Source organism: Rhodococcus sp. KBS0724 (genome assembly GCF_005938745.2).
Lineage (GTDB): Bacteria > Actinomycetota > Actinomycetes > Mycobacteriales > Mycobacteriaceae > Rhodococcus_F.
The window spans coordinates 1,634,402-1,646,134 of the sequence record NZ_VCBX02000001.1 but is presented as its reverse complement, the minus strand read 5'-3'; the positions used below and the strand labels follow the sequence as shown (position 1 = coordinate 1,646,134).

The window sequence follows — 11,733 nt, the reverse complement described above, 5'->3', positions numbered from 1 at the left end:
TTCTCCGATGCGCAAAACCACCCTCGTGCTCGCGGCGGCAGCGGTGCTGCCCTTGTCCCTGGTCGCCTGCACCGAAAAGTCGACGTCGAGCGACGGCGACATCATCGTCACCGCCACCGACGACTCGTGCGACGTCAGCGCCACCACAGCCTCGACGGGCAAGTCGACATTTCAGGTGACGAACAACGGCACGAAGGTCACCGAGTTCTATGTCTTCGCCGAAGGTGACCGCGCGATGGGCGAGGTCGAGAACATCGGCCCCGGACTGACGCGTCAGCTCATCGTCTCTCTCCCCGAAGCCGCGACGTACCAGCTTGCCTGCAAGCCCGGCATGGTCGGAACCGGCATCCGCCAGGACTTCGTCGTCACCGGCGACTCGCTGGCAGCCACTGACGAAAGCGGCCAGCTCGCCGAAGCCGCCGACGGGTACCGCCGATACATCCGCAGTCAGATCGTGGCATTGCAGGACACCGCCGCGCAGTTCGTCGCGGCGGTTCAGGCCGGCAACATCGAGCAGGCCAAGGCGCTGTTCCCTGTCACTCGCACCTACTACGAGCGCATCGAACCCGAGGCCGAGAGCTTCGGTGAGCTCGATCCCAAGCTCGACTTGCGCGAAGCCGATCTCGAGCCTGGCCAGGTCTGGACCGGCTTCCACCGCCTTGAGAAGGACCTGTGGGTCACCGGTCTGCAGCCAGACACCAACGCCGTCGCAGATCAACTGCTCGTCGACATTCAATATCTGGCAGATCAGGTGAACGCCGAGGACTACTCGATCGATCCCACCAAGATCGCCGGCGACGCTCAGGGTCTGCTCGACGAGATCTCGACATCCAAGATCACCGGCGAAGAAGACATCTTCTCGCACACCGACCTGTGGGATTTCCAGGCCAACGTCGACGGTTCACAGGCCGCGATTGCCGCTCTGAATCCAATTCTGCAGGAACGTAATCCAGAACTCGCCCAGCGCATCTCGGATCGATTTGCCGACCTCGACGCAGCACTCGCGCAGTTCCGCGTCGGCGACGGATTTGTTTTCTACGACTCGGTCACCGAAGCTCAGCGCCAGGAGCTCTCACGCAAGATCGACGCTCTGTCCGCAGAGGTCAGCCAGGTTCAGGAAGTAGTTGCGGGGTAGTAATGACTGATTCACCAGAGGGCACACCTTCGCCTGAAAATGCAGCACCGCAGGGACTCTCACGGCGCAAATTGTTCGGCGCCGTGGGAGCGGGCGCAGTCCTGGCCGGCACCGGCGCAGCAGTCGGATGGGTTGCTGCCGATCACAACTCCAGCACCGACCACTCCGACGTGGTGGCTTTTCGTGGTGAACATCAGGCCGGCATCACGACACCCGCCCAGGATCGTATGCACTTCGTCGCGTTCGACGTGACGACGACGTCCCGCGACGAACTGATCGCCTTGTTGCAGACCTGGACGACGATGGCCGAGCGAATGACCAAGGGTGAGGAAGCAACCGAGGACGGCGCAACGGGCGACAGCCCGTACGCACCGCCGAGTGACACCGGTGAGGCCCTCGACCTGGCTGCCTCACAACTGACGCTCACCATCGGCTTCGGACCGTCACTGTTCGACGACCGATTCGGACTGGCAGACAAGAAACCTGCTGCCCTACTCGACCTTCCACATTTTCGGGCCGACAATCTCGATCCGACGCGCAGTGGCGGCGACATCGCGATCCAGGCCTGCGCCAACGATCCACAGGTCGCAGTTCACGCCATTCGAAACCTCGCGCGCGTTGCCTTCGGAACGGCATCGGTCAAATGGTCACAGCTAGGATTCGGGCGAACTTCCTCGACCTCGACTTCGCAGGCGACACCGCGAAACTTGTTCGGATTCAAGGACGGAACCGCCAACATCAAGGCCGAGGACCCAGCGGTTCTGGGCGAGCATGTCTGGGTTGACGGCGCCGACGATCAAGAGTGGATGGCGGGCGGATCATTTCTGGTCGCCCGCCGCATCCGGATGCTGATCGAGCAATGGGATCGCACAGTCCTCAACGAACAGGAAGCCGTCATCGGCAGGTCGAAGCGCAGCGGCGCTCCCCTCGGCGGAAAGGACGAGTTCGACGAACTCGATCTGGACTCGAAAGAAGGCCACGACTTCGTCATCCCCGCGGACGCACATGTCCGTCTGGCGTCGTCCGAGGAACTCGGCGGAATCCAAATCCTGCGGCGCGGATACAACTTCACCGACGGATCCGACGGGTTCGGCCACCTCGACGCCGGCCTGTTCTTCGTTGCCTACTGCCGGAACCCTGTCGAGCAGTTTGTTCCGATGCAGCAAAACCTCTCACGGCACGACGCTCTGAACGAATACATCCAGCACGTCGGTTCTGCCGTCTTCGCCTGCCCCGGCGGACTCTCGGGCGATAGCTATTGGGGCTCGAAACTTTTTGCATAGGAAGCTGATTCGACACCCGTCCACATCGCTATCTCATCGTGGAATCGTCGCACCGAGTACTTGTCGTAGGTATTCGACCTGACCGTATTCACACGATCGATCTCGTGTATGCACTCTGCGATCGCCTCCCACCTGTCATCGTGAAAATGCAGACCGTCAACGCCGTGTATCACCGTCTCTGCGGCGCCTCCGGTGCTGTTCGTGATCAGTCGTGCGCCGGCTGCCATGGCCTCCACCGGCATGATCCCGAAGTCTTCGATCGGCGGAAACACGTATGCCAGCGCCTGCTGATACAAAGCGAACAGCAAAGCGTCCGACGGTCGATGAATAATCCGTACTGGCACCGACGCTTCAGCAGCCATTTCGCGCAGCCGCTCCTCCTGGGGCCCCGACCCGGCAATAACAGCCGCAACGCCGGCCTTCTCCGCGGCACGAATAACCCAGTCGAGTCGCTTGTACGGAATAAAGCGCGATGCGCCTAGAACAAACACGGAGGGAATGCCGGAAAGTAGCTGGAGTTCATCCGCCGTCAATTTCAGCCTCCAGTCGTCAATAGCGACAATTCGATCGACATCGACGGGTGGATGAATAACCTCGGACCCAATACCCCACGCACGTTCGATGCGTTTGCTGACAAACTTGCTGTTCGCTGCAAAGGACGCACCTTCCGATGCGCGCTTACGATCGATCCGTCGCAACATCGGTGAAGCAATCCGCGCCGAGAGCGAGTTACCCCGCTCGTCGAGCTCTGGATTCCACACATATCGCGCAGGCGTGTGAACGTAGACAAACTTGCGTAGTTCCGTCGACGCTCCCGCGAATGTTGCATGGTGAGCGAATAGATGAGAGCTGATCAAAGCGAAATCGTAATCACGATTCTCGAGGCCACGCCACGTGAACGGCATCGCCGGAAGTGCCAGCGCTTTCCTGCCGCGCAGAGGCGTCCCCGCTAGCACGCTTTCGCGGACCTTCGTCGCCGGATATCGATCCGGGGCATCGTTCCAGAGGCAGTACACGTCCGCATCCGGGTAGCAATTGACAAACTCGTCGAGAACCTTCTCCGCTCCCCCCGAACGTTCAATCCATTCATGGACCAGAACACCAGCCATTTCGGACTCCAGTACGCGTCAATTGTACGGTTTGATACTTATCGCCGGTAAAAGCGCGATCAAACAAACCGATGGTATGTTTACTAGCAACATACAGGCAACCTCGACCGCCGGACTCTCTCCTCACGGTGAGGTAGGCAACAGCACGTCAATCTTCAAAGTCGGCAGCCCACAACACGGAGTGATCACTATCGAGACTCAATTGGCCACCTGGTTCGGCCCGACAGAGGCACCACTGCTCGGATTCATCCATGTTCCAACGTCGGGCATTGCACGCGAAGCGGTCGTCCTGTGTTCCCCCATCGGCAAAGAGCACATCGACACCTACCGCGGAATTCGGCTCCTGGCCGACGAACTGGCGTCCCGGGGAATAGTCGCGTTCCGGTTCGACTACGAGGGTGTCGGCGACTCTTCAGGCAATGAGGACGCACCCGACTCGATGAATCGATGGCGCAGCAGCATCGTCAGCGCAGTTGACTTCGTCCGCCAGTGCGGCGCTCAATCCGTCAGCATCGTCGGTTTGCGACTCGGCGCGCTCTTGGCCGCTTCAGCGCTCGAAGACTGCGGGGCAATCAATTCGGTGATCCTCTGGGATCCGGTTACCAACGGGCGCAAATTCATTCGGGAGCAGCGAGCCTTCTACTCCATCAGCGTCGGCGACGACGATCCCACTGACCCGCGTGTGTCGATCATGGGTGGCGCATTAGCACCCGAATGCGCCGACCAACTCACCAATACCCAACTGAAATACCCATTCCCGGGAAACCCGCAGACCCTCCTTGCTGTTCGGTCCTCGATGACGGACAGCGTCGCGATCACCAAACTGACAACGGAACTACAACCCGATGTGCTGGTGCTCGAGAATCACGAGGCATTTACGTCTCCGCCAAGCTTCTACGTCGACATCCCATACCGCCACATCGACGAGATCGCCGAATGGATCGACCGGAATGCACCGACGGCGATGCATACCGTCAGCCCCACAATCGAACTCACTGCGCGGGTAGCAGTGACGCCGACGGGTGGCGACGTCTACGAGTCACTCGAACGAGTTGGCGCGGATCAACTGTTCGCAATCCGGACTCATCCCGCAACCTCGGACAAACACACCTCCATCGACGTCCCGACTACTTCTTTCGGAAAACCCGAACGCGGCATGGTCTTCTTCACAACTGCGATAGAACACCGCATCGGACCTGGACGCTCTTGGGTACACATTGCACGCGATGCGGCCGAGCACTCCGTCACCAGCCTGCGATTCGACCGACGTGGCGTCGGCGACACCGGACATATCGACGCAAACAATCCAACGTCGGTGTATTCACGCTCTTCTGACGAAGATGCGCTGACAGCAGTCACCGCCCTTGGCGCTGCACCTGAAAACGTGATACTCGCGGGATTGTGCTCGGGCGGATGGACTGCGGCGTCGGTGGCCCTGCGGATTGGCGCTCGGTCGACAATTCTTGTGAATACGATCTTGTGGTCGACGCGCAGGAAGCGGTCGCTCACCGACGCGGTACTGCCCGAATCCCCGAAGATCAATTCGGGCGGCGACACAACCACACCACCCTTACGCACGTTGATCAAGGCGCAACTTCAAGCCCGTCTTCCATATTTCGCATGGAAAATACTGGGACACAGGGGAATAACTCAAGTTCCCGAAGTCTTGCTGGACGCATTGCATAGGCGTGGCATCCCGACAAAAGTAATTCTCTCACCTGCTGATGCCGAGTGGTTCCGTCAACAGCGAGGAGACGAGGGCATCGCGCGCCTGACTCGCCGTGGATATACATTCGACGCCGTCATGGCAGAGGTCGGCGATCACCCGTCGTATCATCGTGACCTTCGCAGCGTCATCCGCCGAGAATCTATGTCGGTGGTGGCAAAGCAATTCGGAAGAACTGCAACACAATCGGCACACAGACCCCCGACGAAGCGGTCAACCGTGTGAACCCGGTGATCATGGCGCTCGGTGCGGTGGCCGCAGCCCCCGTAGCGTTGGCCCTCTATCGTCGGCCGCAGCGTGGACTCCTCCTTCTCGCACTTTTTGCGCCCCTTCACGGACTATTGGCGATCATCCCGAGCGGGCAATCTTTCGCTGGCTGGAAGGAAGTCCTCATCCTGCTTACGCTGTTGAGCACCTTTGTCAGCCCCAACCGTCACCGTGTTGTGCACCCGTCGATGCCGTGGTGGCCGGCCGCACTTGCCTGGGTTGTCCTCGGGTCGGCGTCCGCCCTGATCCTGTCCGGGATCGGCGGGCTGGGTTCGATCAAGATCACCTACTTCTACGTTCTGATCCCGGTCATCCTCTGGAGAGCGCCCTTCACACGGTCGGACCGCGACCATCTGGTCACGATTCTGATGGGAATGGGCATTCTCACTTCCGTGATCGGCCTGCTTCAGCAACTCGTCGGTCCGGAGTATCTTGTCGAACTCGGCTACAGCTACACCGAACAGATCAGAATTACCGGTTCGCTGCTGCGTAGTTTCAGCACGTTTACCGGACCATTCGCATTTGCATTGTTCGTCAGCCTCAGCCTGATCGTCGGTACTTCCGTCAGCTTGGCGGATCCGAAGCGGTTGCGGAACATCATCTTTCTCGCCTCAACTCCGATCATGATTGCCGGGATGGGCGTGTCGATCGTGCGCGCCAGCTACATCGCTTTTGCTGTGGGCATCTTCTGTTTGGCGATCTACCGCTACCGCTCATTGCTGGTCGTCTTCGCCGGCATTGCCGTTACAGTCCCGGTTGCGCTACTGCTCGCGCCGTCTTCGATTGTCGCACCGTTGTTCTCGTCGTACAGCCTCTCGGAACGCGGCAATGGTTGGTCGTCCACGATCAGTTCGCTGTACGTCCATCCGCTCGGCCAGGGACTTGGCGCCACCGGATCGGCAGCTGCGAAAGCCGCTGAAATCGCTCACCCGATGCTGGACACGCTGACTATCAAGGCAGCAACGACGCTGGGTTTGATTCCGTACCAACCCGACAACTACTACATGAAGGTCGCGGTCGAACTCGGCCCGATCGGGATGTGGATATTTCTCCTGCTTCTGATCTCGGCGACCGTCACTGCAATCCGAAGTTCTCGGGTACTTCGGGGCCAGGACAGCGCGTTTGCCTTGGGTGTCGGCGCCTCCGTCATCGCCGCAGCATGCGCGTCGGTGTTTGCCACTTACTTCGAGATATTCCCTCTCGACCTCTATTTCTGGTTACTGATTGGAACCGTGGGATGCGCATTGAGTCAACACCACTCGGACGAACACAAGACGTACGTTCGGAGGTCTCCTTCGGAGCAATGGCTCTGCGCCCCGGAGGTGGAGGAGTCCAAACCTACGCTCGTGAAATCCTGAAAGAAATCGCCTTACAGGTCGATGGAACAGTGAGGTTGAGCGCGGCAATCCAACGCGATGCCGTCTCCGAAATTCCGTCGTCGCTCAGCGCGATCGAGCGGCCCGTCGTCGCCGGTGTTCGTAGGGCCGCCTGGGCAATGGTTCCGGTTGCCGGGTCCACTTTGTACCACAGCCTCGACGTGGATCTCCCGATCAGGCAAGCGGGAGTTACGGTCTCGACGTTTCACGATATGTCGGTGTTCGATGTCCCATGGGCATTCAGCAAGTTCCGCGGGGCCGGAGAACGGCGGCTACTCTCACGAGCCCTACGCAAAGCGGACGTGCTCATCGCGGTATCCGACTTCACTGCCGAACGAATCAAGGCTTTCAGTGGTCGAGCGGCAGTGGTCACCCCATTGGCCCCCGCACCGTGGGCAGTCGTCCCCACCCCTGATGCAGTCGCTGAAGTTCGTGTACGACTGAACCTGCCCGATAGATTTGTGCTTCAGGTCGGCACGATCGAACCCCGAAAGGACGTCGCACTTGTTGCCGATGCCTGCTCGGAACTTTCCATTCCTTTTGTCCTCGCCGGTTCCGGCTCTCGCGGACCCTCGGCACCGAGTTCTGCGATTGGGCTCGGATACGTTGCAACAGAGGATCTCCCAGCTCTGTATTCCGCAGCCACAGTCGTTGCGTACGCCTCACGCTACGAAGGTTTCGGGCTACCTCCACTCGAAGCCATGGCCTGTGGCGGCGCTGTCGTCGCCAGCGCAGTCGGTGGCCTCCCCGATTTTATCGACGATGCCGCGATACTGGTGAAGACCCATGACAAGAACTCGTGGGTGCGTGCTCTGCGCTCGGCGATCAACGATCCAGAATGCAACCTGGCCCTACGAACCGCCGCACCCCAAGTCGCATCACGACTGACCTGGGCACGAACTGCCGAACTCACCGTCGGTGCATACCGACTCGCTGGATTGAGTGTGTGATGTGCGCTTCATGACAAACCGCCGCGAAACGGACGGCGAATACGTATCGCAGCGAGAATTCGCGGAACTGAGACAGGCCGCACTCGAAACGTTCGCACAAGAACGACGCGAACGAGAAAGCAAGATCCACGAACCGTCGACACCCGAATTGACCGCGAGCGCAGCACGCCGTAGCACCGTCATCATGTTGGGGAGCAGGGTCGCGGTAGCGACAATGGGGTGGATCGGCTCGGTCCTGATCGCTCGCGCCATCAGCCCCGAGCAATTCGGACAGTTCTCGTTGATCTTCGGCCTCCTCGGATTATTGTCCGTCATCACCGATCTCGGAGTCGGTCGAGTTGTCCTTGCGAAATTGGTCGAAAGCAATCCCTGGGAAATATCGCTGGTAACGACTGCCTTTATTTCGCTGCGTGTCGCCCTGGGACTACTCGGGTACATCCTCGCTGTCGGCTACGTCTGGTTATTGAATTATCCGACGGAGGTCATCGAAGCGACAGCCGTTGCCGGCCTCGTCGTTGTTGTCGCGACGCCGAGTCACGCACTGTCCGTGATGTATCAAAGCCGCCTCAAGATGACGTACGTAGCGGTCGCCGAAGGGGCCGGACAACTTGCTCAACTGATCGCAACCATCGCAGCGGTTCTATGGCAACCCATCCTGATCGTCTTCGTGATTCCGGCAGTGATCAACGAAGTGGTTGCCGCCGGAATCAAGATTCGAGGTGTCCGCAGAGGAATTGCGGGCCCACTTCCGGCGTCGCGTGCTCAATTTCGACGTTGGAAGGAAATGCTGGTCGAGGCAATTCCGCTGAGCATCGGATTTGCTTTCATCACACTACTTTCCCGTGTAGACGTACTCATGCTCGGACAACTCGATTCTTTCGAGTCTGTCGGGTTGTACAGCATCGGATACAAGTTCGCGGATCTCCTACAGATCGTCGCAATCACCATCGTCACGCCTGTGACGACGCTCCTTGTGTCGTCGTGGCCCGACAAACTCGACGCATTCCGGGAACGAAGCCGAGAAGCGTTCATTGTCCTGGCCGTCCTGGGTGGCGCATCCATTGCCGCTTTCTGGCCGGTTGCCGCAGAGGTTCTTTCACTGCTGTACGGCGAGAGATTCACTGTTGCAGGCACTTCGACACGACTGTTGGTACTTGGCGCGTGCTTCTCGATGTTGACACAGCTCGGTTTGATGATATTGGTCGCCAGTGGACGACATCGGACGTATCCCTGGGTGGCGCTCGGCGGTCTGAGCGTCAATATCGTGCTCAACTTCACCCTCATTCCACGACTGTCGTTCAACGGCGCCGCCCTGGCAACGGTACTGACCGAAATACTTCTGTTCGTTGCGATTTGGACGGTGATCTTTCGGACACTTCCAGTGCACAAACTGTTTCCAGCAGTCCCGTTCACTGCTACGTCCGTCGTGGGCGCACTGGTCGCGGTAACGGGAACGTTCTGTGTCGAACGTTTCGACATACCGTGGCTGATCGTGGCCGTCGTCGCGCCAACCGTCGTCATCGGAATCCTCGTAGTACTCCCCATCTATGGCGGAAAACCCCTGTTGTCACTCATCAAACCTGGTGGAGAAACCCCATGACTCGAACGTTGATCTTCGTCAGCCATACCGGTGAAGTATCCGGAGCCGAACTCGTCATGATCCAAGTAATGACACTTGCACGAGAACGTGGTTCCAGGGTGATATTGGCTTGCCCGAACGGCCCACTGCGAGAACGCGTCACCGGTATCTGTGAAGTTGTCGAACTACCCGCCCTCGGACTGCGGGGAGAGGGCGGCGTCAGTCGAATTCTCGGCATCGCCACGGTGGCGAAGAACTGGCGGATTGCCGGACGTGTCATTGCCGCCCGCGCGTTGGCCGAGAACGCCAAAGTCATTGTCAACTCACTGTTTGCCTTGCCGGCGATCAGGCTCGGCCGTGTGAAAGGCGGTGCGACCTGGCTTATCCACGATACTCTGTCCAACACCAAACAGAACATCGTCGTACGGATTGCGAGGCCATCGATACGACGCGCGGTTGCCGTGTCCGGACCCACTGCAATACCTGTACGCGCACTTGGCATTCCCACGAGTATCGCGCGACTCGGCGTTGCGGTGCCTGCCGATGCTGCGAAAATTCAGTCGCCCGCCCGGCGCATCGTGGGAATCATCGGATCCATCACTCCGTGGAAGGGGCATACCGTTCTGCTGGACGCCGTTGCCCGAATTACCGATGTTCATCTCGAGATCGGCGGCGTCCCGTTCCCCGGAGACGAACCGTACGCCGAAACTCTGCGCAAACGGTCAGAGGAGTCGGACTTGCTGGGGCGCGTCAAATTCCTCGGATATGTCGACTCACTGTCCACCCTGAGAAATTGGGACCTGGCCATCTCGGCCAGCACGTCGCCCGAAGCCAGCCCATTGGTGGTACTCGAAGCGATGAGCGTCGGAATAGCAGTAATCGGAACCGATCACGGTGGAACCAGCGAGTTGTTAGCAGGTGGAGCAGGTTCACTCATCCCTGTCGACGACCCGAATCGCCTAGCCGCAGAAATCACCAGGCTTTTGGACGACGATAAGGCGCGATCCGCATTTGCGCGCGCCGGACGAGAAAAGGTTGTCGATCGGTACGACATACAAAAGAATCTTCCGGCACTACTCGAGGAGCTCATTCATGACTAAATTTCTTCGATTATCAGTCGCCGCGATTGTTCTCGTCGGTATCGGGATTGTCGTGCACTCGTCGGTTCCGGCGTTAGGCCAGCCGTGCGCAACGGCTCCTCCAACAGACAACACCGGTATCGCTCTCGGATCCGGTTACACCGCATTGGACCAATCCGAAATGGAGAAGGTGGTCGAAGATATTCGAGCGTCCGGCGTGAATTGGGTCAGATTCGACTTCGACTGGTCGTATATCGAATCGACTCAGGGAAGCTTCGACTGGTCAGGTACCGACAGATTGGTCGAAACGGCGACAGATGCAGGGCTCGAGGTGCTCGGTCTGATCACCTACACGCCGGAGTGGGCGCGTGATCCTTCCGTCGCCGAATCTGACAGCCATACCCGCCCCGAGGACCCGAATACATTTGCCAACTTCGCCGGCCTCGCTGCGGAGCGCTACGCCAATTCGGTGACTTCTTGGGAAATCTGGAACGAACCTAATCTGCGCGCGTTCTACAACCCGGCGCCCGATGTCACCTCATATGCCGAACTTCTGACCGTGGCGAGTACCTCGATCAGAGAATCGCAACCGAACGCGACCGTCGTCTCCGGCGGGCTGTCGCCGGCGACGGATAACGGCACCGATATCAGCCCTACAACCTTTCTCACCGACCTGTACGAGGCCGGGGCCGGCCCGCAGTTCGACGTCGTCGGGATGCACCCGTACAGCTTCCCGGCACTACCCTCCGATTCGCTGACACAGAGCTGGAACGCGTTTTATCGAATGCGACTCATGCGCGACACCATGATCGAGAACGGCGACGAAACCAAGTCGATCTGGGCAACGGAATTCGGTTCCCCAACCGGCGACGGCCCGGACGCCGTCACCGATGCGGTCCAAGCCGACATTCTCCAGGATGGCCTGAATGAGGCTCGAGAGCTCGGATTCGTCGCAAAAGTATTTGTGTACAGCCTCCAGGACCGCGGATCCGACACAAGCGATCGCGAACAAAACTTCGGACTCCTGGATGTGAACTCGAATCCGAAACCTGCAATGGACGTACTGCTCGCTGCCAACGAAACCGGAGGCTGTATCTGAAATATTTCGCAACATTCATCTGCAGCCCGTAAAAAACGGACAATACCAACCGGCGCATTTCCACCGACTACACAAGCGGGCATAAGTACTGAAGAAAAGACCTACCGCCCGCCAACCACTGAGCGAATTC

9 protein-coding genes are annotated in these 11,733 nt (G+C 59.1%); 8 read left to right on the top strand and 1 reads right to left on the bottom strand.

The annotated features are described in order from the left end of the window. Positions 1-7 precede the first annotated feature (7 nt). Entirely contained in the window at positions 8-1,135 is a 1,128-nt protein-coding gene (gene efeO, locus FFI94_RS07645) for an iron uptake system protein EfeO (protein ID WP_138872447.1), read from the top strand. Positions 1,136-1,137: 2 nt separating this feature from the next. Next, positions 1,138-2,418: an iron uptake transporter deferrochelatase/peroxidase subunit gene (efeB, locus tag FFI94_RS07640; protein WP_138872446.1), complete on the top strand. Its 1,281-nt coding sequence runs from the start codon at positions 1,138-1,140 to the stop codon at positions 2,416-2,418. On the opposite strand, the gene FFI94_RS07635 is transcribed toward efeB, so the two are convergent. Continuing rightward, a complete protein-coding gene (locus FFI94_RS07635) occupies positions 2,391-3,527 on the bottom strand; it encodes a glycosyltransferase (protein ID WP_138872445.1) in 1,137 nt (378 codons plus the stop codon). The two genes, efeB and FFI94_RS07635, sit on opposite strands and share 28 nt — an antisense overlap. Positions 3,528-3,603: 76 nt before the next feature. On the opposite strand from FFI94_RS07635, the gene FFI94_RS07630 reads away from it, so the two are divergent. Genes FFI94_RS07630 through FFI94_RS07605 form a run of 6 tightly spaced genes read left to right on the top strand, consistent with a single transcriptional unit; the run spans position 3,604 to position 11,603 of the window. Next, positions 3,604-5,478: an alpha/beta hydrolase family protein gene (locus FFI94_RS07630; RefSeq protein WP_138872444.1), complete on the top strand. Its 1,875-nt coding sequence runs from the start codon at positions 3,604-3,606 to the stop codon at positions 5,476-5,478. Continuing rightward, a complete protein-coding gene (locus FFI94_RS34140) occupies positions 5,475-6,878 on the top strand; it encodes an O-antigen ligase (protein ID WP_260683916.1) in 1,404 nt (467 codons plus the stop codon). The genes FFI94_RS07630 and FFI94_RS34140 overlap by 4 nt, the downstream gene beginning before the upstream one ends. 35 nt (positions 6,879-6,913) lie before the next feature. Next, positions 6,914-7,846 (top strand): glycosyltransferase family 1 protein, encoded by a 933-nt coding sequence (locus tag FFI94_RS07620; RefSeq protein ID WP_260683915.1) that lies wholly within the window; start codon positions 6,914-6,916, stop codon positions 7,844-7,846. Positions 7,847-7,856: 10 nt separating this feature from the next. Further along, positions 7,857-9,446: a flippase gene (locus tag FFI94_RS07615; protein ID WP_138872442.1), complete on the top strand. Its 1,590-nt coding sequence runs from the start codon at positions 7,857-7,859 to the stop codon at positions 9,444-9,446. Then, the gene (locus FFI94_RS07610; RefSeq protein ID WP_260683913.1) at positions 9,443-10,525 is read left to right on the top strand and encodes a glycosyltransferase family 4 protein; all 1,083 of its coding nucleotides are present in this window, start codon (positions 9,443-9,445) and stop codon (positions 10,523-10,525) included. The genes FFI94_RS07615 and FFI94_RS07610 overlap by 4 nt, the downstream gene beginning before the upstream one ends. Next, positions 10,518-11,603, top strand: a complete 1,086-nt coding sequence (locus tag FFI94_RS07605; RefSeq protein WP_138872441.1) for a GH39 family glycosyl hydrolase — start codon at positions 10,518-10,520, stop codon at positions 11,601-11,603. The genes FFI94_RS07610 and FFI94_RS07605 overlap by 8 nt, the downstream gene beginning before the upstream one ends. The last annotated feature ends 130 nt before the right edge of the window (positions 11,604-11,733 follow it).

What these genes read in the sequence shown, in the direction of transcription:
- FFI94_RS07615 (WP_138872442.1), top strand. Translation starts at nt 7,857, where the DNA reads ATGACAAACCGCCGCGAAACGGACGGCGAATACGTATCGCAGCGAGAA.
- FFI94_RS07610 (WP_260683913.1), top strand. Translation starts at nt 9,443, where the DNA reads ATGACTCGAACGTTGATCTTCGTCAGCCATACCGGTGAAGTATCCGGA.
- FFI94_RS07605 (WP_138872441.1), top strand. Translation starts at nt 10,518, where the DNA reads ATGACTAAATTTCTTCGATTATCAGTCGCCGCGATTGTTCTCGTCGGT.
- FFI94_RS07635 (WP_138872445.1), bottom strand. Translation starts at nt 3,527, where the DNA reads ATGGCTGGTGTTCTGGTCCATGAATGGATTGAACGTTCGGGGGGAGCG.
- FFI94_RS07630 (WP_138872444.1), top strand. Translation starts at nt 3,604, where the DNA reads ATGTTTACTAGCAACATACAGGCAACCTCGACCGCCGGACTCTCTCCT.
- efeO (WP_138872447.1), top strand. Translation starts at nt 8, where the DNA reads ATGCGCAAAACCACCCTCGTGCTCGCGGCGGCAGCGGTGCTGCCCTTG.
- efeB (WP_138872446.1), top strand. Translation starts at nt 1,138, where the DNA reads ATGACTGATTCACCAGAGGGCACACCTTCGCCTGAAAATGCAGCACCG.